Source organism: Thalassotalea crassostreae, assembly GCF_001831495.1.
Taxonomy (GTDB): Bacteria; Pseudomonadota; Gammaproteobacteria; order Enterobacterales; family Alteromonadaceae; genus Thalassotalea_A; species Thalassotalea_A crassostreae.
On the sequence record NZ_CP017689.1, the window covers coordinates 2753603 to 2780182 of the forward strand.

25 protein-coding genes are annotated in these 26580 nt (G+C 37.9%); 3 read left to right on the forward strand and 22 right to left on the reverse strand.

Annotation, left to right across the window (positions count from 1 at the left end; genetic code table 11):
- Nucleotides 1-42 precede the first annotated feature (42 nt).
- The 5 genes from fkpB to murJ form a co-directional block, all read right to left on the reverse strand.
- Nucleotides 43-477 carry an FKBP-type peptidyl-prolyl cis-trans isomerase gene (fkpB, locus tag LT090_RS11815; RefSeq protein WP_068545764.1) on the reverse strand — a complete coding sequence of 145 codons (435 nt, stop codon included), beginning with the start codon at nt 475-477 and terminating at the stop codon, nt 43-45.
- A gap of 1 nt (nt 478) precedes the next feature.
- Nucleotides 479-997 (reverse strand): signal peptidase II, encoded by a 519-nt coding sequence (gene lspA / locus LT090_RS11820; RefSeq protein WP_068545763.1) that lies wholly within the window; start codon nt 995-997, stop codon nt 479-481.
- A gap of 86 nt (nt 998-1083) precedes the next feature.
- On the reverse strand, nt 1084-3906 hold the full coding sequence (gene ileS, locus LT090_RS11825; protein ID WP_068545762.1) for an isoleucine--tRNA ligase: 2823 nt from the start codon (nt 3904-3906) through the stop codon (nt 1084-1086).
- A gap of 50 nt (nt 3907-3956) precedes the next feature.
- A complete protein-coding gene (gene ribF, locus LT090_RS11830) occupies nt 3957-4889 on the reverse strand; it encodes a bifunctional riboflavin kinase/FAD synthetase (protein WP_068545761.1) in 933 nt (310 codons plus the stop codon).
- 170 nt (nt 4890-5059) lie between these two features.
- Complete coding sequence (gene murJ / locus LT090_RS11835) at nt 5060-6625, reverse strand: murein biosynthesis integral membrane protein MurJ (protein WP_089153000.1); 1566 nt, start codon at nt 6623-6625, stop codon at nt 5060-5062.
- A gap of 261 nt (nt 6626-6886) precedes the next feature.
- Between murJ and rpsT the strand changes: the two genes are divergently transcribed.
- The gene (rpsT, locus tag LT090_RS11840; RefSeq protein WP_068545760.1) at nt 6887-7147 is read left to right on the forward strand and encodes a 30S ribosomal protein S20; all 261 of its coding nucleotides are present in this window, start codon (nt 6887-6889) and stop codon (nt 7145-7147) included.
- Nucleotides 7148-7411: 264 nt separating this feature from the next.
- The gene (locus LT090_RS11845; protein ID WP_068545759.1) at nt 7412-7996 is read left to right on the forward strand and encodes a PEP-CTERM sorting domain-containing protein; all 585 of its coding nucleotides are present in this window, start codon (nt 7412-7414) and stop codon (nt 7994-7996) included.
- Between the two features lie 106 nt (nt 7997-8102).
- Here the strand turns inward: LT090_RS11845 and LT090_RS11850 are convergent, their stop codons facing one another.
- The 5 genes from LT090_RS11850 to rppH all read right to left on the reverse strand — a co-directional run bounded on the left by LT090_RS11850 (nt 8103) and on the right by rppH (nt 13782).
- Nucleotides 8103-8954, reverse strand: coding sequence for a thymidylate synthase (locus LT090_RS11850; RefSeq protein ID WP_068545758.1), 852 nt, complete (start codon nt 8952-8954; stop codon nt 8103-8105).
- Entirely contained in the window at nt 8954-9775 is an 822-nt protein-coding gene (lgt, locus tag LT090_RS11855; RefSeq protein WP_068545757.1) for a prolipoprotein diacylglyceryl transferase, read from the reverse strand. Before lgt ends, LT090_RS11850 begins: the two co-directional genes overlap by 1 nt.
- Before the next feature lie 13 nt (nt 9776-9788).
- A complete protein-coding gene (locus LT090_RS11860; protein WP_068545756.1) occupies nt 9789-10580 on the reverse strand; it encodes a sulfite exporter TauE/SafE family protein in 792 nt (263 codons plus the stop codon).
- A gap of 107 nt (nt 10581-10687) precedes the next feature.
- A complete protein-coding gene (gene ptsP / locus LT090_RS11865) occupies nt 10688-12949 on the reverse strand; it encodes a phosphoenolpyruvate--protein phosphotransferase (RefSeq protein WP_068545755.1) in 2262 nt (753 codons plus the stop codon).
- Nucleotides 12950-13221: 272 nt separating this feature from the next.
- The gene (gene rppH, locus LT090_RS11870) at nt 13222-13782 is read right to left on the reverse strand and encodes an RNA pyrophosphohydrolase (protein WP_068545754.1); all 561 of its coding nucleotides are present in this window, start codon (nt 13780-13782) and stop codon (nt 13222-13224) included.
- 142 nt (nt 13783-13924) lie between these two features.
- Between rppH and mutH the strand changes: the two genes are divergently transcribed.
- A complete protein-coding gene (mutH, locus tag LT090_RS11875; RefSeq protein WP_082897106.1) occupies nt 13925-14599 on the forward strand; it encodes a DNA mismatch repair endonuclease MutH in 675 nt (224 codons plus the stop codon).
- A 50-nt stretch (nt 14600-14649) separates the two neighbouring features.
- Here the strand turns inward: mutH and LT090_RS11880 are convergent, their stop codons facing one another.
- From LT090_RS11880 to cpaB, 12 genes are all read right to left on the reverse strand, one after another.
- Nucleotides 14650-15549 (reverse strand): D-hexose-6-phosphate mutarotase, encoded by a 900-nt coding sequence (locus tag LT090_RS11880; RefSeq protein WP_082897105.1) that lies wholly within the window; start codon nt 15547-15549, stop codon nt 14650-14652.
- A gap of 103 nt (nt 15550-15652) precedes the next feature.
- Nucleotides 15653-17023: a tetratricopeptide repeat protein gene (locus LT090_RS11885; protein ID WP_068545753.1), complete on the reverse strand. Its 1371-nt coding sequence runs from the start codon at nt 17021-17023 to the stop codon at nt 15653-15655.
- 13 nt (nt 17024-17036) lie between these two features.
- On the reverse strand, nt 17037-18005 hold the full coding sequence (locus LT090_RS11890) for a type II secretion system F family protein (protein ID WP_068545752.1): 969 nt from the start codon (nt 18003-18005) through the stop codon (nt 17037-17039).
- A 2-nt stretch (nt 18006-18007) separates the two neighbouring features.
- On the reverse strand, nt 18008-18973 hold the full coding sequence (locus LT090_RS11895; protein WP_068545751.1) for a type II secretion system F family protein: 966 nt from the start codon (nt 18971-18973) through the stop codon (nt 18008-18010).
- An 8-nt stretch (nt 18974-18981) separates the two neighbouring features.
- The gene (locus LT090_RS11900; RefSeq protein WP_068545750.1) at nt 18982-20307 is read right to left on the reverse strand and encodes a CpaF family protein; all 1326 of its coding nucleotides are present in this window, start codon (nt 20305-20307) and stop codon (nt 18982-18984) included.
- Nucleotides 20307-21548, reverse strand: coding sequence for a CpaE/TadZ family protein (locus LT090_RS11905; RefSeq protein WP_082897104.1), 1242 nt, complete (start codon nt 21546-21548; stop codon nt 20307-20309). The genes LT090_RS11900 and LT090_RS11905 overlap by 1 nt, the downstream gene beginning before the upstream one ends.
- A gap of 14 nt (nt 21549-21562) precedes the next feature.
- Nucleotides 21563-22054, reverse strand: a complete 492-nt coding sequence (locus LT090_RS11910) for a TadE/TadG family type IV pilus assembly protein (RefSeq protein ID WP_068545749.1) — start codon at nt 22052-22054, stop codon at nt 21563-21565.
- Nucleotides 22051-22566, reverse strand: coding sequence for a TadE family protein (locus LT090_RS11915; protein WP_068545748.1), 516 nt, complete (start codon nt 22564-22566; stop codon nt 22051-22053). The genes LT090_RS11910 and LT090_RS11915 overlap by 4 nt, the downstream gene beginning before the upstream one ends.
- Nucleotides 22567-22568: 2 nt before the next feature.
- On the reverse strand, nt 22569-23915 hold the full coding sequence (locus LT090_RS11920) for a Tad domain-containing protein (RefSeq protein ID WP_068545747.1): 1347 nt from the start codon (nt 23913-23915) through the stop codon (nt 22569-22571).
- A 20-nt stretch (nt 23916-23935) separates the two neighbouring features.
- Nucleotides 23936-24223, reverse strand: coding sequence for a hypothetical protein (locus LT090_RS11925; RefSeq protein WP_068545746.1), 288 nt, complete (start codon nt 24221-24223; stop codon nt 23936-23938).
- Between the two features lie 2 nt (nt 24224-24225).
- Nucleotides 24226-25701 carry a type II and III secretion system protein family protein gene (locus LT090_RS11930; protein ID WP_068545745.1) on the reverse strand — a complete coding sequence of 492 codons (1476 nt, stop codon included), beginning with the start codon at nt 25699-25701 and terminating at the stop codon, nt 24226-24228.
- 11 nt (nt 25702-25712) lie between these two features.
- Nucleotides 25713-26555 carry a Flp pilus assembly protein CpaB gene (cpaB, locus tag LT090_RS11935; protein WP_068545744.1) on the reverse strand — a complete coding sequence of 281 codons (843 nt, stop codon included), beginning with the start codon at nt 26553-26555 and terminating at the stop codon, nt 25713-25715.
- Nucleotides 26556-26580: the final 25 nt, after the last annotated feature.

The window sequence follows — 26580 nt, forward strand, 5'->3', positions numbered from 1 at the left end:
TTTTATTTATCTAGTTAACTATAACATCGAGTATGAACAAGGTTATAAAATTTCAACAACATCCACTGCAAAAGTAATCGTTTGACCTGCTAAGGGGTGATTAAAGTCTACAGTTACAGATAAATCATTTACTTCACGGATAATACCTGGGATTTCACCACCAGGTTGAGTAAACGTAACAATGCTACCAACTTCAGCAGGAGTTTCACTATTAAACTTTTGACGATCGAGGTAATGAATATTATCAGGATTTACTTCACCAAAAGCATCCTTTGCTTCCAGTGTAAATTCTTTTGAATTACCTGCGGATAAGCCTAATAAATGCTGTTCAAATGCAGGTGATAAACTTTGATCACCTAAAGTTACTTGTGCAGGCTTATTATTTACTTTGGTACTATCTGCTGCTGAACCATCAGAAAGTTTCATAGTGATGTGCATTAATAGCGTTGAATTATTTTCAATTGTCTTGTCAGACATACTACTCTCCAGAGCCTGTTTTCTCGGACTCTTTGTTTTTATCATTTTTAAAGGCGTCAATTATCATTAAAGCGGCACCAATAAATATCGCAGAATCGGCTACATTAAACGCTGGCCAATGTTTATTTCCAACATAAAAGTCTAAAAAGTCAATTACATAGCCATACATCATGCGGTCAATTAAGTTACCCATTGCACCACTTAGAATTAATGCAAAAGAAATCGATATTAAGGTATCTTTCTTTGGTGTTTTTGCTAACCACACAACCAACGCCACACTTACACCCGCTGCGATAGCAGTAAAGAACCAACGTTGCCAGCCGCCTTGATCTGCTAAAAAGCTAAATGCTGCGCCGGGATTATAAACATGGGTTAGATTAAAAAAAGGCATCACAGGGATCACTTCACGATAGTCCATCAAAGCAACAACGGCTTGTTTAGTGACTTGATCAAGAATAAAAAACACTACTGCCAACCACAACCAGCGCAGACCTGTATTAGTGAAAAGTTCACGATTCATTTGCTAAAACTACCTTTGTTAGCGATACCTGCTTGCGCAGGTATGTGAATACTAAATATATAAAACTAATGAAAGCTTAATACTGTTTAAGCGAACTTACGTACTTCGCCATCACCATCAATGTTGGTAACACAACGACCACATAAATCTTCATGCTCAATATTTGCGCCAACATCGTCGGTGTAATGCCAACAACGCTCACACTTAGTGCCTGTTGATGCAGTCACTGTTAACCACAACCCGTCAACTTCGGTAGCAATGGTACTATCCGGTTTCGCATTTACAACTTCAACGTTTGCACTTGAAGTAATCAAAGCAAATCGCAGTTCATCACCAACTTTAAGTAAGTTATCTGCTAATTCAGGGGATGCGTATAACGTTACTTGAGCTTGCAAAGCAGCACCGACAACTTCATCACGACGTGCTTGCTCAATAGCTTTATTTACTTCTGTACGAACAGCTAATAGGCTAGCCCAAAATTCGTTGTTAAGTTCTGTATCTTGTTCGAATGACTGTAAACCATCAAACCAAACACCAGTGAAAACAAACTCGTCACGTTCGCCAGGAAGTGCTGACCAAATCTCTTGCGCGGTAAATGACAAAATAGGTGCCATCCAACGAACCATAGCTTCGGCGATTAAAAACAGCGCAGTTTGACATGAACGACGGGCAACACTGTCACCTTTGGCGGTGTACTGTCTATCTTTGATAATATCAAGATAGAAGCCACCAAGTTCAGTAGTACAAAAGTTCATTAGCTTTTGCACTACAGCATGAAACTCGTAGTTGTTGTACGCTTCGATTATTTCTTCTTGCAACTGTGCTGCTTTACCAACAACCCAGCGATCTAATGCCACCATTTCATCAAAAGCCACGGCGTGCTGAGCTGGTTCAAAACCATTAATGTTTGCTAATAAGAAACGAGAAGTATTACGAATACGACGGTATGCATCAGCTTGGCGCTTGAATATTTCATCTGAAACAGTGATTTCTTGAGTATAGTTAACGGATGCAACCCATAAACGTAAGATATCACCTCCTAGTTTATTAGTGATTTCATTTGGCGTTACAACGTTACCAAGTGACTTACTCATTTTATGGCCTTTCACGTCAACGGTGAATCCATGAGTTAAAACTTCACGGTAAGGCGCTTTGCCGTTCATCGCAACCGAAGACATCATCGAAGACATAAACCAACCGCGGTGCTGATCGCTACCTTCTAAATATAAGTCTGCAATGTCATCAAATTCTTCACGAGCATCTACTACAGAGTAATGTGAAACACCAGAATCAAACCATACGTCTAACGTATCTGGCACCTTTACGTATTCTTCTGCATCATCACCAATTAGCTCATTTGCTTCTAAATCAAACCAAGCCTGGATACCTTGTTGTTCAACTTTTAATGCGACTTTTTCAATAAGTTCAATTGAATCTGGATGCAAGGCACCAGTATCTTTATGAACAAATAAGGCAATTGGAACACCCCATGTACGCTGACGTGAAATACACCAGTCTGGACGACCTTCGACCATTTTTTCGATTCGGCTTTGACCCCAATCAGGGATCCATTTTGTTTGTTCTATTTCGTTTAATGATGCTTGACGCAAACCTTTATTATCCATGCTAATAAACCATTGCGGTGTAGCGCGGAAAATAATTGGCGTTTTGTGGCGCCAGCAATGTGGGTAAGAGTGTTCATAAGCATGGTGATGCATTAATGAACCTTTCTCTTTTAATACTTCGACAACACTATCGTTAGCTTTAAACACGTGTTGGCCTGCAAATAACTCAGTGTCCGGTAAATAAACACCATTAGCACCTACTGGGTTAGCGACTTCTAAGCCGTAGTTTCGACCAACATTGAAATCGTCTACACCATGACCCGGAGCAGTATGAACACAACCTGTACCTGATTCTGTAGTAACGTGGTCACCTAGAATAACTGGTACTTTGAAATCGTAAAAAGGATGCTGCACTTCAACTTTCTCTAGTGCCTCACCATTACAGAAACCTAAATTGTGGTATTTTTCAATGCCAAAACGATCCATACAATCATTAACTAAGTCTGAACCAAGAATCAATCGCTGAGGACCTTGTTCACCTTCAATTTGCACTAACGAATATTTTAATTCTGGGTGAACTGAAACCGCACGGTTTGCAGGTAACGTCCATGGCGTTGTTGTCCAGATAACAATAGAAATTGGACCTTCACCGGGGTGACCATCTGGGTGTGAGAACTTACCACTAACGCTGTCATCAACTAAAAACTTAACGTCAATTGCTGGCGAAACTTTATCCTGATATTCAACTTCAGCTTCAGCTAATGCAGAGCCACAGTCTGTACACCAATGTACAGGTTTAAAACCTTGATGAAGGTGGCCATTTTCAGTAATTTTACCAAGGGCACGGATAATATTGGCTTCAGTTTTAAAGTCCATCGTTAGGTATGGGTTATTCCAATCGGCAAAAATACCTAAACGCTTAAAATCTTCACGTTGACCATCAACTTGTTTTAATGCGTACTCACGACACTTTTGACGAAACTCGCTTGAGTTAAGTTTTCGGCCCGGCTTGCCCCATTTTTTCTCGACAACAAGTTCGATTGGTAAGCCATGACAATCCCAACCTGGAACATAAGGAGAATTGAAGTCAGATAGAGTTTTCGATTTAACAATAACGTCTTTTAAAATTTTATTTACGGCATGACCTAAATGAATATTACCATTTGCATATGGAGGCCCATCATGCAGAATAAATGACTTCTTGCCTTTCTTTGCATTTCGAATTTGACCATATAAATCTTTTTCGGCCCATTCTTTCAACATTTTTGGTTCACGTTGAGGCAAGTTACCGCGCATTGGAAATGCTGTATCCGGTAAATTTAAAGTATGTTTATAATCACTCATTAAAATCGTTATCCGTTAGTATGTTTATACTGAAATTTTTAAATCTAAATTTATTTAAGCTCTTCTCGTAAATATCTACGAGCTTGCTCACTATCTTTTGCAATTTGTGTCGTCAATTCATCAAGCGACGCAAATTTTTGTTCACTGCGAAGCTTCTTAAGCAACGTCACTTCAATTTGTTGTCCATACAAATCATCTTTAAAATCGAAAATATGTACTTCTAATTGCTGTCTGACGCCATTTACCGTCGGTCGAGAACCGATATTAGCCACGCCAAAAACATGTTTGTCTCTAATTCTTACTTGCACTACATAAACGCCTGCAACAGGTGAAACACAACGCTTTAGCAAAACGTTAGCGGTTGGAAAGCCAAGATTCCGCCCTTGTTTATCACCATGAACCACGCGTCCTATGATGCTGTATTTTCTGCCAAGCATCTTTTCAGCATCAGCAAGTGCATCAATTTGTAATGCTTTACGAATTTCCGTGCTCGAAATTCTGCAATCTAGCATTTTGTAGCTGGCAGTGTCAGTGACTTCAAAACCAAACTCCTGCCCTGCACTTTGCAACATTGCAAAGTTACCTAATCTATTTTTACCAAAGCGAAAATCATCGCCAATAATTAGATGTTTAACGTCTAGTTGTTGAACCATTAAACGTTCGATGAACTGCTCTGCGCTTTGACTGGCAAATTCATGATTAAAATTAACGCAAATTAAACGCTTTACACCAAAACGTTTTAGCAAACTGTACTTGTCTCGCAATCGAGACAACCGTGCAGGTGCCATCTGTGGGTTAAAGAGCTCTTGTGGTTGCGGTTCAAAAACCATCACCGCAGGGATTAAATTCAATGAGTCTGCTTTTTTGATCAGTTCTTTGATAACTCGTTGATGCCCAAGGTGAACACCATCAAAATTTCCAATTGTAAGCACACAACCCTTATGGCTTTCGCGTATATTGTGTATGCCTCTGATAAGTTGCATTTTAATTGAAACCCTAAAACCTATATTAATAACCGGCGAATTATATATCAGAGTGAATCAATAATCAGCAAATTGGCGAAACAAATAGCATATTTAATAAAGTTTTTTAATGATTGATTAATCAGTATGCTCAAAATAAACAAAATTACCGCTTCTTATCGCTACTATTTCTATTTGGCTACGAAGTGTTTAAGCCGAATACCAAGCGCTAAAATGCTGACGATATAGGTTGCCATACCACCTAAAATCAGAATGAGAAGTTGACCCACTTGCATTGAAAAAGACAGTAACAACCATTGTTCAAAACTTGGCGATAAACTGTAAATAACGCCAGCCATCGCACTAGCAGCAATAATCAATCGCACTATCACAGAAACGGTTTGTTTCGATAATCGATAAACGCCCAATTTATTCAAACCTCGATAGAGTAAGAAGCAATTTAACGTTGCTGACAATGCGGTTGCTATCGCCAATCCTACATAACCATAGATTGGTGCCAATATAAGGTTAAATGCCATATTGGCAACCATGGCAATGATACCAATTTTAACGGGTGTTTTTGTATCTTGACGAGCGTAATAGCCTGGTGCCAAAACTTTAATAAACATAAAGCTTAACAAACCACTCAGATAAGCATAAAGCGCAAATGAAACTTGCATTACATCATGCTGAGAAAACTCACCACGCATAAATAGCACCATAATAATTGGCTGAGCTAACACCATTAAGCCCACCATCGCAGGCCAACCTAATAAACTGACAACTTTTAACGCCCAATCGAGTGTTGAAGAAAATTGCTCGGGATTATTTTTAGAATGCAATCGCGATAAGCTCGGCAGTATAACTGTTGCGATGCCGATACCAAAAAGGCCCAATGGAAACTCAAGTAATCGATCGGCATAATATAGCCAACTAATCGATCCTGTAATTAGAAAACTCGCAATCAAAGTATCGAGTAACAAATTGATTTGAGTAACCGAAACACCAAACAATGCAGGGATCAATAGCTTTCGTATTTTGCTTACGCCGCTGTGATGCCATCCCCAACTTGGCTTCACTAGTACTCCAGCCTTAATTAAAAATGGTATTTGGAATAAAAACTGAGTTAAGCCTCCTAAAAATACCCCCCACGCTAAGGCAAAAGCGCTTTCTTCAAACATCGGCGATAAATAGATGGCGGCGCCAATAATACAAACATTAAGCAATACAGGAGTAAAAGCGGCAGCACCAAATTTACCTAGGGTATTTAATACCGCGCCGGCAAGCGCAGTTAAGCTGATAAACCAAAGATAAGGAAATGTTATCTTCAATAAAATAGAGGCAAGTTCAAATTTTTCTGTTGCAGGTCCGTCATTGAGCCAATCTACAAACCAACCAAAACCAAATAGAGCGACAAAAATTGGAGATGCAATAACGCCAAAGGCAGTCACTATTGAAACAATGACACCTAATGTACCGCTTACTTTTGCAATTAGCTCACGGGTTTCATTGGTATTATTTTCTTCATCTTTCGCTTGATATTCACTTAATACAGGAACAAATGCCTGGGCGAACGCGCCTTCAGCAAACAGTCGACGAAGGAAGTTAGGGATCTTATTAGCAAAGAAAAAAACATCCGCGCCAGCGCTTGTTCCTATTTTGTCAGCGATAACCACATCTCGAACTAGGCCTAACACCCTTGAAATTAAGGTCATAAAGCTGACGATCAATCCCGACTTTAGCAATTTTTTGCTCAAAAAGTGCTGCTCCTTTGTTATTTTTGTTAGTTTTTCGTAACTTTTAGTAGTTTTTCGCCTTAATGATACGAGAATTTTAGCTCTTAACCATTAATAATGTTATTATACTACCCCTTGATTGATCTGGTTTAAACCATCAAATGGGATAAATAATTAGATATTGTTTATTAATTCGATAAAAGGTTTGACAACAACCGAAAAAAAAGGCATATTTCGTCGCCTTAAATTATCGCTATATTATTTTATTTTTAGGAGTTCACCTTGGCTAACTCAAAGTCTGCTAAGAAGCGCGCTGTCCAATCTGAGAAGCGTCGCCAACACAATGCAAGTCGCCGCTCTATGATGCGTACTTACTTGAAAAAAGTTTTCGCTGCAATTGAAGCGGGTAACAAAGAAGCTGCAACTACTGAGTTCGCTGTTGCTGCTCCAATTTTAGATCGTTACGCAAGTAAAGGTTTAATCCACAAAAACAAAGCTGCTCGTGTTAAGAGCCGTTTAAATGCAAAAATCAAAGCTCTTTAATTAGAACTTTTGCATTAAAAACAAGTTTTTTAAAATACCGCTTAATTGCGGTATTTTTTTGTCCTCAGATTGACAGTTAATTAGATAACGAATTATCCACCTCCTTAACTACGAAAACTTTCTGTGTCAGTTATATTTACAACTCTGGTCGAACAATCTAACCACCTCTTATTAAGCCCTTGTATTATAACAATATTATTTAATGGTATGATTTTTGCTTACTTATACACATAGTAAATTTTCCACAGGAAAGGTAAGTAAATTATGAAATTTATCGCCGTATTATTCACATTGATGTGCTCTTTATTTAGTTTTAATAGTTATGCCACCTTAATTAATTGTAATACTCAATTAAATGAACCACTAAAGTACGTTGGCAATAGCACTGACTGCGCGATTAGTAGTGAAAACAACGACAAGATGAACGCTGGTGATGATAAAGACGAACTACAAGTTAATGTAGACGGCTTTTTTGGTATGAACACATGGCAGTTTCTCGAGAAAAACGGTAGCGGTAAAAAAGGAATGATTTCTTTTGGCTTTGATATTACAAACTATAAGTTAATGGCGGTATTCAAAGGCGCCAATGCTGCTGCTACCTTACCGTCAGGATTCATTGGTTACCTTCTTGATAATACTCAAACGAGTTTCACTTGGGATACTATGTTTAGTAAAAATGGTGAACCGCAAAATGTTTCCCATATTTCGTTTTACTATATCCCTACCGACGGTGGTGGTGAACCTCAGTGTGTGGGTGATTGTACATCAGTTCCAGAACCAAGCACATTACTTATTTTATCTGCCGGGCTTCTTGGTTTAGCTGCAAAGCGCCGAAAATTAATTAAGTAAGCTATTCAAATAAACATTAAATGAGCTAGGAATTTAAGACATAAAAAAGGGCTGCAATTTGCAGCCCTTTTCTTATGGTAACTTTTTAGTAGCAGTGTAAGAACTATTATACCGAGAACGGATATTGAATCGGATCATGGTGTTGGTAGCCAATGACTTCAAAATCATCCATCGTTACCCAAGTTTCCAAGTCTTCTAATGATCTAATTTTAGGGTTAATACGAAGCTGTGGAGAAGGGTATGGCTCACGCTTTAACTGAACATTTTCCATTAGTTCTAACTGATCTTCATAAATATGTGCGTTCACTATCTTGTGATAGGCAACGCCAGCTTTATGGCCTGTGATTTGCGCCATTATTGCTAAGAAAGCAAATACTTGAATTTGATTAAAATTCAATCCAAGCGGCACGTCGCAACTGCGCTGGTAGCTATTTAAGTATAAAGTCCCGTCAAGTAATGAAAACTGATGTTGGAACATACAAGGGCGCAAACAGCCCATATGAAACTCACCTGGATTGTAAAAGCTGATGATCTCACCTCGGTCATCTATGCCCTTAGTTAGGTTATCAACAACTTTCTTAAGCTGATCAACACTACCACCATCGGGTTTCGCCCATGCTCGTCCTTGTACGCCGTAGACACGTCCCATGTCATCCTCACCTTTACGATGTGGATTGTTTAACCAAGCCTCATTTTCGTTAGCATTAGCATTCCACGTTGGAGTACCTAAAGCGCGAAAGTCAGCAGCATTATCATAACCTTTGATGTAACCAAGAAGCTCTGCTATAGCAGCTTTATAAAAACTTTTTCGAGTAGTGATAATTGGTAGTTCGTTCTTCCCTACTTGATATTCTAAATCAGCATTAATTAAGGTTAAACAACGTTTGCCGGTACGCTCGTTACTTACCCAACTGCCTTCATCAATGATTCGCTGACATAAATCTAAATACTGTTTCATTATGCTTTACTCTTATTGTTCTGTTCTATTGTGCCTTTTTTCATCGCCCAAATAATTAGTGCTACGCCACCAATAATCATTGGTAGCGACAAAATTTGTCCCATTGAAATAAACGAAAATATAAACCCTAAATGCGCATCAGGCTCCCGGTAAAATTCTACGATAAATCTGAAGCTGCCGTAACCCGCTAAGAATAATCCAGAAGCAACACCTGTTGGCTTTGGTTTTCGGCAAACAAAATAGATAATCGCAAATAAGACAATACCTTCAAGGAAAAATTCATATAACTGCGACGGATGACGTGCCAATCCTAGTGGATCAGTTGGGAAGATCATTGCCCAAGAAACATCAGTTTCCCTTCCCCATAATTCAGCGTTGATAAAGTTACCAATGCGCCCTGCTCCTAGCCCAAGCGGTACTAGAGGCGCTACAAAATCGCCAACTTGTAAAAATGTTTTCTTTTCTTTGCGAGCAAAAAGGAAAATCGCGGTCAGTACACCTAACAAACCACCATGGAACGACATGCCGCCTGTCCAAATTTTAAATAAGTAAATTGGATCACTCAGGAAATAGTCAAAATTATAAAATAAGACATAACCAATACGGCCACCAAGGATCACGCCAAGGAAACCATAAAATAGTAAATCACTTACTTGCTCTCTATTCCATAATCCTTTGCTTTTATCCGCAGCCTTATTAGCGATAACCATCGCTAAAATAAAGCCAACTAAATACATTAAGCCGTACCAACGCAATGCGATTGGTCCAATTTCAAAGATTATAGGATTAATTTGAGGAAATATAATTGCATCAGAGGTCATAAAAATACCGGGTTTAAATCATCATTTTTAACGCTACCAATATCAAAAAGGCAGCAAATACTTTTTTTATTGTTTTTACTGGCAAACGACTGGCTAATTTAACTCCATAAGGTGCTAATACAGTCGAAGTGGAAGCGATACCAAGTACCGCAGGCCAATAGATGTACCCTAAACTCCACTCTGGAAGCATTGGGTTCTCGATACCTGCAATCATATATGCAAGACTACCGAAAAGCGATACTACCATACCACAAGCAGTAGAAATACCTATAGCATGCAATAAATTTACACCACAATAAGAGAGAAAAGGAATGAGTATCGCGCCGCCACTGATCCCCAATAAACTCGCCATTGTTCCAGCAGCCCCTGTGATCGCTTTTAATATCCTTCTAGAAGGAAGTTCGCGCTGAACAGTCTGTCGAATTGACAACAACATATAGGTTGCTAATAGAATAACAAAACAAGCAAATATTGATGTTAACAATTTGGCAGGTAAAAGATCAGCAAGGTTAGCGCCAATAACGGCACCCAAAGCAACATAGATCATTAAATGCTTAGTGATCTTCCAAGGAATATTACCCAGTTTGTGGTGATTAAAAGCAGCACTGGCAGAAGTGACAACAATCGATGCTAATGAAGAAGCCAAGGCTATTGGCATAACTATTTCAGAATTTACCCCAACAGCAGGCAGAATAATGACCAGCGCTGGAACGATCACTAACCCACCGCCGATACCTAACAGGCCGGCTAATAAACCAACTAAACTGCCTAGCACCATGCATATGAGAAAAACCGATAAAAACATTGAGAATGAACTCTGATTACGTAAATGTGTATTGTTCGAAACGAAAAGGTTCGAATCAATGAATGTTTTACTAATAAATACCGGTAATAAAGTTTAGCCAATTAACCTTATTTACCAGCGCGAACAAAGCCTCCTAATCCTAATAACTCTAACTGTTCGTTTAAGTAATTATGGACTTGTTTAGCTGTTTTTAACATTAGACAATGGGATAATATTAATTTAGCCTGCTTGTAATCGATATGACGCAATACCCATTTTATTTTTGGAATATTTTGCGCGTTCATACTTAGTTTATCATAGCCCATTGCTAATAAAAGTAAGGCCCCACCTGGTTCACTTGCAAGCTCGCCACACAAACTCAACTCAATTAAATCAGCCTGAGCCGTTTCTGCTATCAAGTTTAGCGCTCTAAGGACAGCCGGGTGGTATGAATCATACAGTGAAGCTACTCTTGAATTATTTCGATCTACCGCTAGTAAGTATTGCGTAAGATCATTGGAACCAACCGAAAAGAAATCCACCTTTTTTGCAAGCTCACTGAGCTGAAAAATCACTGACGGCACTTCCAACATGATACCAACTTTAGGTTTAGATATTGGCTCATCAACTTCAGAGCTTACTTCAAAATACGCTTGTTCAATTAATCGTAAGGCATCTTCAACTTCTGGTATTCCTGAAATCATAGGCAACATAATTTCCAAGTTACCTAAATCCTTATTCGCCTTTAACATCGCTCTAACTTGCACCAGAAATATTTCTGGGTGATCTAAGGTAATTCGAATACCACGCCAGCCCAAAAATGGATTGTCTTCTGTAATTGGAAAATAAGGCAACGCTTTATCACCGCCAACATCTAAAGTACGCATTACAACAGGTTGACGAGGGAATGATTTCAATACCTTGCTGTACCATGATATTTGTTTTTGCTCAGAGGGAAAGTAACTACGTTCCATAAATGGGATTTCGGTTCGATAAAGGCCAATGCCAATCGCGCCATTTTTCATTGAGTTATCGAATTCTGCATTAAGACCAGCGTTTAACAACAATTCGATTGATTTTCCATCTTTAGTAATCGCAGGTAAATCGATTACTTCTTTGACTATTTCTTGTAATTCATCTTCTTCGCGAGAGAGGTGATGATACTCATTTAAAAGAGCTTCATCTGGCGATAGAAATATTTCACCAGAATAACCATCTATGATGGCCGTTTTGTGGCGAAAACTCGAAAGCGGCATCGAGCCTACGCCCATTATTGCAGGTATTCCTAGTGCACGAGCCAAAATTACTGCATGTGAATTATTTGATCCTGATAACGATACAATAGCCGTTAAACCTTTGTGTTGGTATTCAGCTAGTAACGATGCAGTAACATCTTCTGCCACTAAAATCATATTCCCAGGAACATCAGTTTTTAAAGTATTTTGTTGCTGTAAATGAAACAGCACTCGATTACCTAAGTCTTTAATATCAGTGGCACGTTCTCGTATATAAACATCGTCAACTGATTCAAACTGTATCACGTATTGATCAATGACTAATTTTAATGCGCTTTCCGCATTCCAGCCCTGATTTATTTTCTCAACGATCTCATTTCCTAAACTGGCGGTATCTAGCATATGTCGGTACATTTCAAAAATGTCGAGTGCATCTTCAGGAATAGTACCTTGCATACGTTCACTCATTTGAGTTAAATCGCGTTTCGTTTTTAAAACTGCTTGTTGAAATATTCGATTTTGGCTATCCGGTTCATTTACCTTTGCCACGCTAACGCTAGTTAATTGCGCTTTGGGGTAGCTTACATAAAAATTACCGATGGCTAATCCAGGAGAAGCTGGTATGCCCTTAATTTGCTGATGATTATTTTGACGTTGACTTCTACTTAGTACACCTTTGGTTTCGGTTGAGGCGAAAGCAATCGCAAGTTGCGCAGCTAAAGTTACCAGAAACGCTTCTTCTGTTTCATCAAATTGTCGGGCCTGTTTTTGCTGAACAGAAATAATACCTAACACTTTACGTTGATGAATGATTGGTGTGCCCAAGAATGCTTCGAATTCTTCTTCTTGCACTTCAGGTGCATGTTTAAACCTTGGGTGATTATGGGCATCGGCAATATTAATTGGTTCTTCGCGTTGACCAACTAAACCAACTAAGCCTTCTGAGAAACCAATAGCTACTCGACCAAATGAAGCTTTAGCTAGGCCATCAGAAGCCATAAGTAAAAAATGTTGTTGTTCATAATCTGCTAAATACACCGAGCAACAATCCGTAGTCATAGCCTGTTTGACCTGACTCGCCAAGGTTTGCAAAGCTTTATCAAGCTCTACTTCTTGGTTGAATTTTAAAACGATGCTACGTAACGTAGTTAGCATAAACTCCACTTATTTGAATTGGTTTCTTCCCGTATATCCACGTCATAAGAAAAGCTAAAATATGGCGTAGGTAACATACAATTGAAATTACAGTATACCCTAAAAATCGTTTAGAAAAACAGCGCTAACATTTTGCTTTGCTTAAAATTTACTTCGATGGTCATAGAGTTGAAGGTTTGCTTAATTGAATGAAATTGAATTCGAATTAAACAAAAAAATAAAGCTGTACAACCTTCGCTGTACAGCTTTATTAATTGTTTACATAATGATCACTAGCCGCGGCGGCGACGATTATCCCTACGTTGAGGGTGACCACGTCGATTCTTTGAATGTCGACGTTCGTTCGTTTCCGCTTTTTGGTATGGTAAAGCAACTGCCGCAAATTCTTTCATTACTCGGCGATACACATCACGTTTGAATGAAACAACCTGTCTAACCGGATACCAGTAACTTACCCATCGCCAATCATCAAATTCAGGGTGACCTGAATGTAATAGATCAACTTCATCTTCAGCGCAGGTGAGTTTTAATAAAAACCACTTTTGCTTTTGTCCGATACAGACAGGTTTACTTTCATGTCTGATCAAACGTTTTGGTAGTCGATACCTTAACCAATGCTTAGTAACAGCAATTATTTCTACCTGGTGTGGTTTTAAACCAACTTCTTCATGAAGCTCTCGATACATCGTTTGTTCAACGGACTCACCTTCATCAACTCCGCCTTGCGGATATTGCCATGAGTGCTGACCAAACCGTCTAGCCCAAAATACCTGGCCTTTGCCGTTTGTAATCACTATGCCGACGTTGGCTCTATAGCCTTCGGCATCAATCACATGAACTCCCGTTCAAATTTAGTTTGATTTAAAATGATTGTTCCACAAACTTTCAGTTTGAGCAAATTAAACATTGAAAATAATTCAAATAACCAAAAAATTTGCGCATAATAACGACAAACTAATTACAAATTAACAAACAGTGAATTTAATTAAACCGGCAAGTGAAAAGCAGTTAATGGCTCATGCGCAAAGCATCGCAGGGCTAACACTTGGTGAACTTGCAGAACAAGCTAACGTATGTGTACCAGAGAATTTAAACCGGGAAAAAGGCTGGATAGGTCTATTATTGGAAAAAATACTCGGGGCTAGCGCCGGTTCTTTGCCACTTCCAGATTTTCCTGAACTCGGTATTGAGCTAAAGACACTACCAATAAACCGCCAAGGTAAGCCGCTTGAAACAACGTTTGTTTGTGTTGCGCCACTAACCGGAATCACCGGCATGACTTGGGAGCAATCTCACCTTAAAAACAAACTGTCAAAAGTTCTCTGGGTACCGGTCATTTCTGAACGAGAAATCCCAATTCATCAACGTATCGTTTGTACACCATTTTTATGGCAACCTGACCAAGAAGAAGAAGAATTATTACGTCAAGATTGGCAGGAACTGACCGATATGATTGCTCTAGGACATGTGGAAGAGATCAACGCTAAATACGGACAAGTGATGCAACTTCGACCAAAAGCGGCGAACTCAAAAGTAAAAACCCAAGCCTATGATTTTGAAGGAAAACCATTTATGACCTTACCAAGAGGTTTTTATTTAAAAATAGCCTTTACGCAAATGCTACTTAACCGTCATTTACGTGTAGGCTAGAGTATTAATGTAAGCTGTTAAATTAGAGGCTTAAATTGTTAGGTTAAGCGTTATAATTTGTAGACTTTAATTTCTTGTGAAAGGTTCACTATTTGGCCCGCTGCAACTTGCAAAAAGTGAGTGTTGGCCGCCTCCAAACAAACAAACTCTTGTTCACCATTTTGATGAATGTCATTAAATGACTTAGCCCCTTCCTCGCCAGGATTCCATAATACCCATTGCGCTGAATTCGCTTTATTTATCTCTATTGCTCGTTTCCATTTTTTATCAAATAAAGTGAGCGATTTATCACTATGATAAATGTTGTCAATTGGTCCAACACAATCCAATACATCAGCCGGTGGGCGGTTAATTAATTGAGTAATTTTATTATCATAATTTGCTGAACTAAGATCAGGAATTTTCACATCGTTAGGAGAGCTTACCGAAAAGTAGCTGTGAAGTGCATAGCTAAAATCAAATGTTTGATCGCTAGTATTTTCAACAATCAATTGTTGTTTAAGTGTCGATGAGAATTCCAATACTTGAATGAGTGAGAAAGAATATGGCCACTGAGAGCATTGATTATCTACGGTTAATTCAAGCTCTAATAAAATGCCATCTTTTGAAATCTTGGAACTTTTCAAGTGCCAATAGTTTGTTCGAGCAAAACCATGATTGCCAGCATCTTTATATGAACCAAACCATGGCCAACACAATGGTATGCCGCCTCGAATTGGTTTATCTCCATTTAATATTGCGTTTTTAGACACCCAAAAAACCTCACTTTGGCCTTTAGGTTGCCAACTTAAAACCTGGCCACCAAACAATGAAACTTTAGCAGAGAATAAGGTATGATTAAGTACTAATTCAGCATGCTCGGCATTGACCTGAACTTCGGTGATACTTCCTGAGTCATGGCTTTCGATTGCCATCTGATTAGTACTGGTGATTTTCAAATTACTTTCCATAAATAATGCTTAGACCCTGATTTGTTTAAGTTGATTCACTCACTTACAGAATTCTTTATTAATCTACAAACCATTAAAATCCTACATTAATTCATCAATAATTTTAAGCAAAAATATTATTTAGGGACTTTTTTTCTTTCACCAATTCAGTGTCGACACCTTGGCTGTCGCCTTCCTCATTCTCTGGTTGTAGTAAAAATTCTGCCCTTATTGCTCCTGAGTTAACATATTTTTTATTGGCATAACCTATTGAGTTATTGGTGTTATCTCTCTTAGCTTGCTGCGCAACTTCAGAAACACTACTATCTGAAATGGCATCACTCTCAATATTTTCGCTAGTGTTTTTTGGTATAGCACTTTCTGTATTTTTGTTTGCAGATCCTTGTATACCTTTTTCATCAAAGCTTGCATTATTTGCACTGTCATTCTCTTTAGTTTCATTTTGACTATTTTCATTACTAATGACTTCGTCACTAGTGCCATTTAGTTCTTGTTGCTTCAACCAAATATCGCGCTTTTTCATTTGCACCGTTTCGAGATTGGCATAGGCTTTTTTAAAGTATTTTGGTGATATATCTATGGCTTTTTGAAAAAATAGTTCTGCCTCGTCTAAACGCCCTTCAAGCATAACAAAATAGCCAAGGTCGTTATAAGCATCAGGCTCAGTCATCACTTGTTTAAAGGTTTTTATCGCTTTATTGTATTGCCCTTTGCGCGCATAAACTAAACCTAAGTTATTCCAAGCTCGCTTAGATTGGTTATTTACATTAATTGCTCTGCGAAAATATCGTTCTGCTAGCGTTAAATCGCCGGTAAGGTAATGGGAATATCCAATATTAGTTAAAATATTCGCCGAATCTGGATTAGCGTTTAAAGCGAGATTATAATACACCCGCGCTAATTCATAATTCTTATGCATATCTTCAATGATACCCGAAACGTTATATGAGTTTATCGGCGAATCGGTGTCTAATACATAATAGCCACCATCTTTTTCAGTACCTAATTCTCGCAGTCGTTGTTGATCTAAATGAATTGCTTTTTGAAGATGGCCTTGTGCTTGCTTATATTGACGCTTTTTCATTTCAATAACACCGAGAGATTGATGAGCAAGAATTAAACTAGGATCATTATCGAGAGCCTCTTCGTATGCTCGAATCGCGATCTGATTATTACCTTGTTTGTCATGAATTCGAGCAATACGAAATAGCACTTTGGCATTATTAGGTTCAAATTCAAGACATTGAATATAATAATAAAGTGCTTTTTCATCTTCGCCGCGCTGTTCAGACTCAACAGCCTTTGCGAATGCATCATCAAATGTTTCTTGGTTTATACCATTAGTTTGACCATTATCCCCAAACAAATCATCTCGAGCATAATTTTTTAGATTGTCTTCACTTTCAGGTGTTGAGCTACAAGCAGAGGCTAGCAATGCACTCAAAACTAGTAGAATTTTTATTATTCTGAACATTTAATTTTTTCTCCTAGAAGGCGGTATCCCAGACACTCATCACCCTGATTACTGCTGGTCCTACAGCGACAATAAAAAATGACGGCCATATACAACAAATCATAGGAAAGATCATTTTAACTCCTACTTTTGCTGCTTTTTCTTCTGCTTCTTGTAATCTTTTATCTCTATATTCTTCTGAGTAAACTCTTAGTGTTTCCGCAATCCCTGTACCTAAACGTAAACTTTGTACAATTACTGAATTTAGACCTCTGATGTCTTCTAAACCTGTTCGTTCAGAAAACTCGTGTAAGGCCTCTTGCATTGAAAACCCTACTCTTACTTTTGAACATACTAAGGTCATCTCATGAGACAAAGCTGGTTGGGCAAATTCCATTTCTTTAGCTACCCGCTGAAAAGACTCCAATAGACCTAGTCCTGACTCACAACATACAACTAATAAATCTAGAGCATCGGGGAAGTATTTACGTAATGAAAGCATACGTTTATTGGCAATATAAGTTAATACGATGCCAGGTAGAACATAACTTCCACCAATAGCTAATACCACCAAATAAATTGACATTATGGTGGATAGGTTGACCATCATTGTCACGATGCTCAACCCAATTGCACAGCCCAATAATATTAATAACAATTTGATCGCATTATATAGTTTTAATGCATGCTCTGAATGAAATCCTGCATGAATTAATAATCGTTTGGTTTTTTCATCTCCAGAGTAGGTTTTTTGGAGAAATGATATTTTGTCTAGAGAATGTTCTAACGAATGTGTGAGATTTTCTTTAACATCATTTGTTCCGGTTGGTGCGTGTTGCAGCTTTTGTAACTGTACTCGAATTGGAGAGTAAGCACCTGTAAATAATAACCCTAAGGCTATAGATAAGGTAATTCCTGAAACTGCAGCCACTATATAGACAACCATGCGAACCGTGTCGGGGTTATCAGAAAAACTATTAATGAGGCCTAGTAAATAATCCATAGTTAGTACTCTATTTGTATAATATTTTTAATCCAAACCGTACCAAGTATCATTCCAACTCCGCCCCACTTTAACAAATTAATGCCTTCCGGGGTTGAAATTAACTCAGTAACATAGCTAGGCGAAGTTAAATAAAGAACAGCAAACAAAACAAAAGGAGTTAACACTAACACCCACGCAGATAAACGCCCTTCGGCAGATAATGTTTTAACACGGCGTTTAAATTTAAAGCGTTGGCGAATAACTCGAGACAATGTTTCAATTTTTTCAGCTAAATTTCCGCCGGTTTCTTTTTGAATACTTACTGCACTAACAAAAGCCATTGCTGACGTTGTTGGTACTCGGTGAACAAACGTATAAAGAGCTGTTTTTACATCGTTACCATAGTTTATTTGCTTAAACATTAAATCAAACTCGACAGCCAAATCACCTTTAGTTTCTTCACAAACTAATTTTAAAGCTTCTGAAAAAGCATAACCTGCTTGCAGTCCCCTTTTTAAAACATCCAAAGTCTCAGGGAACTGCTTTTCAATTTCTTCGAGGCGTTTAGCAATATTACTTTTGAGTTTAAACATAAATGCTGCAATGATAAAAGAAGCAATAAGTAGTGTTATAAATGGATCAAGAATAAAGCTATAAACAAGCGGGCAAATAAAAATAACCACTAATAAAATAATTAAAATATATTGGTGACCAAATAATTTACTACCTCCCATCTCGAGTTTATAGGTTATATTTTCAACAAATTTAATTTTTTCAATCGACTTAAATATTGGGTGCAACTGATTTAACCTTTGCGTCAAAATCAGATCGATTTGCTGAATATCAGCTTGCGCCAATTTATCAAGATGTTGTTTTAGTTGTTTAGTTTTTGTTCTTTGAGGATTATAAACGGAGACGAATAACGTTTGTGTCATAAACAATACTGCACCAAAAACTAACAAAAGAAAAATTAATTCATTACTCATACTCGCTCCTAAAACTGCATCGTGTCAGAACTTAAGCCAAATATTTCGTTGGGCAGGTTAATCCCTTTAGCTTTAAGGTTATTATTAAAGTTAGGCACCACTCCAGTCGCTTTATATGTTCCTTTAATATCCCCTGCGTCATCTTTACCTTGTCGCTCAAAAGTATATACTTCCGACATGGTAATAATTTCTCCTTCCATACCATTAACCTCTTGAACACTAGTAATCCTGCGATGTCCATCCTCGTGACGTTGCAACTGTATGACCAAATCAATTGCTGAAGCAATTTGAGCTCTAATGTTTTTAACCGGAATATCAAACCCCGCCATACAGACCATATTTTCTAATCGCCCTAATGCATCTCTAGGGCTATTGGCATGCAAAGTCGTAAGAGATCCTTCATGACCAGTATTCATTGCTGACAACATGTCAACCGCTTCTTCGCCCCTAACTTCACCTATAACGATCCGATCAGGTCGCATTCGGAGGCAATTTCGTACTAAGTCACGTTGGGTAACCTCTCCTCTTCCTTCTATATTGGCTATTCGAGTTTCAAGCCGCACGGTGTGTGGCTGTTGTAATTGCAACTCAGCTGAATCTTCTATAGTAATAATTCTTTCATATTCAGGGATATAACCTGATAAAATATTTAATAACGTCGTCTTACCGCTACCCGTACCTCCTGAAATTAAAACATTCAATTTCCCATGGACACATGCTTCAATCAATTGACCAATCTCTTCACTCATTGAGCCAAATTCTATCAATTGTTCTGCTCTCAACTTTTCCACTGTAAATCTACGAATTGATAATGTTGGTCCATCTAATGCTAGAGGCGGGATAATGGCGTTAACACGCGAACCATCTTTCAATCGAGCATCAACCATAGGTGAAGACTCATCAATTCGTCGGCCAACACTCGATACAATTCGATCAATGATATTTAATAAATGTGCATTATCATAAAATTGAACAGGGACCTTTTCCAATTTACCAAAACGTTCAACATAGATACTGTCAAAACGATTAACCAATATGTCTGAAATAGAATTATCAGCAAACAATGTCTCTAATGGTCCAAGTCCTAATATTTCATCAATAATCAACTTTATAATTTTTTGCCTTGCCATTAAGTTTAAAGGCCTAGAAACATCATTAAGTAATTGATTACAGATATCGCTAATTTGTTCGTGCGCTTCACCAGATTCCATTGTTTCTAAAATGGATAGATCTAGCATTTTCAACAATTTGGAAAATAGCTCTTGTTTAATTTCTAATTCCGGTGCTGACAAGAAGTCATAACGGTCTTCGTTTGTTTTTTTCATTAATTCCATTAGCTTTTACCCGTAATTTTTGCCCATAAACTCTTTGGTTTATTGCTCAATTGCAAGTCGATCGACATAATTGAATTGATCACTGTAATCAATTCTTTTTCAATTTCTTTACTCTCCGGCAAATCATTTATCGTTTTTGCCAAATCAGTACAAGCGCTAGCTACCTGATAATCATTGGTTACCTTAAAAGCTGATTTAACTCCTAATGTATTCGTGACATCCGCTAAGCTAATCGTGCTGTGTTTTGATGAAAACCGATTTACCAATATATGGATCTTATTAGGATCCGTTCCCATATTAAGCTTAAGTTGTTCGATTAATGCTTTTGCTTCTCTGATGCTGACTATATTTTGCTGTATCACAATAAATATTTGCTCCGACATTTCTACTAATGGAATAGAAAAACTGTCCAATCCGGTAGATAAGTCGGCTATACATAAATCAAAATTAGCCCTAACTTTTGACATAAGTTGACTTACACTTGAATTATCGAGGTTTGATAGATGGTTTAATTTTGAATAGGGCTTTACAGGGAGTAAACTGACACTTCCACGACAACTCATCATGGACTTAATCGCGGTTGCATCTAATTCTTTTACATCGTTTATTGCGTCATCAAGGTAATAATCCGGCTCGCAGGCCATACTGTCAGCAAGTGTTCCATGTTGTAAATCACCGTCTATAACAACAACTTGTTTAGCGCTATGTTTACTTATTACTTGCCCTAACAGGTTAGTGATAAAACTCGCTCCAGACCCTCCTTTTCCATTAATAACAGTAATTACCGGCGCTAAATCAATATTTACACTCAGAGTCGAAACTAGTGTTTCAATTGTAGGTAACAATTCTTCTTCTACAGTTTTTAAAGGAATAAAATCCTTAATTGCATGTTTTAAAGATTTTCGCAGTAATTGCGGAGGTAGATTATCTCCAACTAATAAAATGTTAGCCGAGGTATTAGCTATTTTCTCTATATCATTATGGCTTTGCTGCTCATCGCCACTATAAACTATGATAGCAAGTTGATATTCATGGGTAACAAATGTGACCTTTTTCTCACATGTTAACTCTAAATTTTTGATATTGCTTAATAACTCTTTGATACCTTGTTCTACTTGCAGATCGTTACAGACTAATAACGAATCGACAAGAAATGGTAATGCGATCATTTTATTATTCTCTGATGAGACCATAGATTCAGCGCCTGATGAGTTTATTAAATTAACTAATTTACGTTCCATTTAAAGAGTCTCCATTAATTACACACCGAATCATCCCAACGAGTTTCACCAAGACTTTCTCGTGGTATTGTCGTTGCAAAGCTAGGTGAATTGAGAGTGATATCTAAACCTGGGATAATTAAACTATGCTCAAAGTTTCTAATTTCAACTCTCACTAATCTGATTTGTGAAAAGGAGGTTGCTGGTACGCCATCAAATGTTAGATATTTCACTAAAATATTGTCAGATGTGAGTTGTGATATTAACTTTCCTTCATCAAAAGAGGCTAGCTTAGCCACATCGTTAGCCGCCTCATCTACATTAACCAAAGGACATACCGCCAATAATCTTGCTCCTCGGCGAGATGCTTCCGTTAACACATTTAAAGTAAACATTAACCGAGCAATTTCAAATGCTGCAAAAAACAGTAAAAAGAACAAACTGCCAACAATTGCAAATTCAACTGTATATAGGCCAGCTTGCTTGCTCTTAGCACTAGTTTTGTTGCTGTTTAATTGTTTCTTCATAGTGCTCTCATTGTATAGTGAACAACTAAGTCATATGACAAATCGAATGAGCCTTGAGAAGAAAACGTTGGTAATAAATCTGCAAAAACTGGTTGCCAGTCATAAATGACGGTTAAGGTAATAAAGTCATCGACAACTGTAATTCTTAATTCATAACCAGTTTCATTAATAACATAATTATTAGTCACACTATCTGCTGGCATTGATGCGGTTGCCCCAAGGTTTGGCAGTAATGTATTCGAGCTTTGATGTTCACCGGAGCTAATTAAATAACTGGCATTTTTTGCCAGTTCAGGGGTAATATCTATGACATTGGTTGACCCAGGTGTACCATAATCAATCAAATATCGAGCAGCATCTCTTACTGTCGAATTTAGTGCATTGTATTGATATAGCAGTCGCGAATACTCGGCTACAATAAAAACAAGAAATAGTAATATAGGTAAAATTAAGGTCAGTTCAATTGCAGCTAGCCCTTTGATTTTTAATTTTCTGTTATTGAGGTTTGTCATTGTTACGAATCCTTACTAAAAGGAACGTGGTATAAAACTATGGTATATGGACCTGGGTTGTCTTCATTAATATCTGAAGCCACCCCTTCAACTGTACAATCTTCAATAAACTCACCAACGACAAAGCTATCTTGTCCGCCATTTTCAATATCTTGCGTTAAGAAAAAACAGCCTGAACCTTCATAAAAAGGCGGTTTTGAACCATTAGTACCACCATCGCACTGGGCAATAATGACATTAATAACTCTTCGTTCGTCAACACCAGCTACAGGGTTGTCACCTTTAACACATTCTCCGCTAGGTAAAGGCGGAATCGTTATTCCATCTCTTACGTAAATCGAAGGGTCATAATGAGAATGACGATACAAATTAGCGATTCTTGAGGGGATTATGTCTCCTTCAGGGATCAAGATTCCATCATCAATTACTGTTCCGTCGCTATAGATAGGAAGATCATCTTCATTGATAATTGTTCCTGTATGCTTTTCAATGTCTAAACGGCCATGCTGGCAAGTATCTGTATCTGATTCATAACCATCTAACTTAGATGTTCCTAATCTCGTATTTAGGCCCTGTAAAGAGGGACCTACTTTATTGCCAGGTGCGGTAGTTAACGAGTCGTCTTCACTTGTCGTAAAACAAGCTTCAACACCATCAAAGGTAGCCCCGGCCATAGCATTTCGAATATCATTACCACCTTGATTTCCTGGTAAATTAAGTAATTGAAAATTACCACTGCCAACTTCACTGGGTACTGTAGAGCCTATTTTCATTACGGTTATTTCGCCAATATCATAGCCAAAAAAACCATCATCTTCCGGCCCTCTAGCACAAACCATCATAGGGACTAAGTCACTATAACAGCTTGCGATAACTGTACTTGGCCCAGCAAGTGCTGTAGCACTAACCTTTTTATTAAAACCAAGAACTTGAGCTAAGAAGTTAACTAGGGGTAAATTGGAGATTGTAACCTTTATATATCGATTATTTTCTTCGTCTATACCGGGGGTTAATATTGGATTAAAAGGTTGTGGCCTTGGACCAAATTGGATGGTTAAGTGCGAGTCAAGATCAATAACTGAATCCAACTCACCATACCCGCTATGACTTAAATTTAGGGTGATCATTTCTTTCACAGCGGTAATTGCTTCAAAATGATCGTTACCTAAATCCAGTTCCTTAGCGCCGCTAAGAGCTGCAGCATCAACAATATTTTGTAATCGATTTTTATTTAGTAAAAGGTGACCGCCATCTAACGCTAAAGCCGCCATACCAAAAAGCGCAAACAAAGCTAAAGTAAACATCACTAAGATGTTTCCTTTTTGCTTGGTTAGTGCCTTTTTCAACATATAACAAATCCTTTAAAAATTTATCTATTACCTGATGAATTTGAAGACTTAATTAAACTTTCCGCATTTTCTGAAGTTCGGCCTTCTGTAGGTGCAGTAGACGCCTTCTTATAACTTGCAACTACTCCTTCTCCATAACTACCATCCAAATTATTAACAATACCTTCATTATTTTCTGGCGCCATTGGATCAAGTATTTGTTTTTCGTTTATTTTTGCGTAACTTCCAGAAATAGGATATTCATTTACTGAGGTGCAGCTAACAGTAAAAAGTAAAGCTAATGATAAAAATCCAAGTCTTTTATTCATAATTACTCTCCAGCTTCTTCAGCATTTAATTCATGACCGTATTTTTCTTGGGTGCCACCATCATCGGGCAATATCTGTTCATTGGTATCTTCTATTTGATTAGGAGATTTCTTATCTTCATCATCCGGTTTTTCGCGTGGTGTCATTTTTCCCATCAAATAAAACTCCATATCTGATACAGGAACAAAATAGTCCGTAGGCAACTCCATCCCCTTTTTATTGAATGGTCGAACTAACCTTGGCGTTACCATAATCACTAGCTCTGTTTGTCCTTTAATAAATTCTTGAGAGCGAAACAACTGACCCAGAATAGGGATATCACCAAGACCAGGGATTTTATCAACGCTCTCACGCAGACGTTCGCTAATTAAACCGCCGATAGCAATAGTTTGACCATCGCCAAGCTCTACGGTTGTGGCTGTAGTACGTTTAATAATCGATGGGATAGACATCCGAGCATTGGAATCTTCAGGAGAAAGTGATAATGCTGCTGTAGGGCTCAGCTCACTGACTAGCACATTAAGATTTAAGTTAATTTTACCAGAATCTAAAATCGTAGGAACAAAGCTAACACCAACACCAAAATCTCTATATTCAATCGTGATCCCCTCACGATTAGGTACTGGTATTGGGTACTCCCCGCCAGATAAAAATTCTGCTTTTTGGCCGCTCAATGCTGTTATGTTAGGTTCAGCCAATATTTTTGCTAAGCCGTGTTGTTTGGCAACATCAAAAGCAAATTTAAATAACATATCTCCATCTAAATAGGTGCCAAAGAACCCCTTAGAAATTGTTGGGCTTACGCCTATCGCGTCAAATATATCACCACCAGAAACAATTCCTCCAGAGCCATCACTACCATCAAAATTTAATAACATTTTTGAATCGAGTCGACGTGCAACTTCTGTTTGAACCTCGGCAACTGTAACTTCTAACATCACTTGGTGACCACCACCAACGCTTAGCATATTTAAAACTTTGCTTTCGCCATTATTTGTTGTTGCCGCATCTGCATACGATTGCGCTAACTCTACTGCCATATTCATTTTAGCTAATGACGAAGATTGGCCACTGAGAACTAATTGCCCTTGAGAACTCTCAATCCCTATATTTTCTTTCGGTAAATAATGGAATAATCTCTCTCTTAAGGCGTTTAAATCATGAGAAACTTCTAGATCAAAAACATCGACAACTTTATCATTTTCATCCCAAATCATTACATTGGTATGACCTAAAGTTTTGCCGACAACATATAATTCATCTTCTCGTAACACTAGAATATCGGCGATGTCAGGATTACCAACGGAAACACGATGTACTAAAGTTTTCATTTTTAAATTTCTTGATTTAAAAATAGGTACTTTTATCGCATTGTCTTCCTTAATAGCTGGTCCTCCAGCGTTTACTGATTTAGTGTTTAGCACTGTTAAAAGCGATAAAAAAATTATTATAGGTACTACTTTATAAAATTTATCCATTAGTGTAGTCCTTAAGGGTTATTAGAAACCTGTACAGTTTCTTTCTCGATTCCGCGAATAATCTCTACTTTATTACGACCATCAAAGCGCTTTTTAGCTATTTGAAAAGCGCTATCATTCGTTTCTGGCAAGATAGATGAATGTGCATCGTTGGAAGATTCACTTAGTGCAGGAGTAGGAGAACTAGAAGTTGAAGTTGAAACTATAGCCTCGTCATTTGGGTTTCTTAAAGCTAGCTGCAAACCACCTTTTCTTTGAGAATTCATTAATGTTTCAGCTTGTTCTATATTTACTTCTAAAGTCACGGCGCGAACAATGGTAGGCTTGTTCTCGTCATTAGAGGCCTTTTGATCCACTGCTAATATTTTAATGTTTGACAAAACGACTTCCGTATAGACGTTATCATTTTTATTAAACGTAGTGAGAATATCGACTTTGTTTCCGGGAAGAATAAAACCAGAAACCCCAACAACATCGTTAACTCTTATTGAAACAGCCCTCATATTTGAAGATATTAAACTTGCAAGAGAACTACCCTCTCCTTTTTTGTTTACTCGTTCCGATCTCACAATATCGCCAGGATAAAGCTTTTGATTCACTACCATACCGACAACATCTTCAATTTTATTGTAACTGTTTTCGGGCACTGCAGACTCGGGGACTTTGTTCAAACTAAGATGCTTTGCTTCTATAATACTACCAGTCAATAGTGGCGCATTGACCACAACAACCATTGCCTGTCCTGCTTGTAAGTCTTTGGGTTGGTTTTTATCCAACCAATTATTTGCTAGATATACGGCGCCTAATCCAAACGCCACAGATAGCAATATAAATAACGCAACATTTTTATTCACAAATACTCCTTATTTACTGAACATA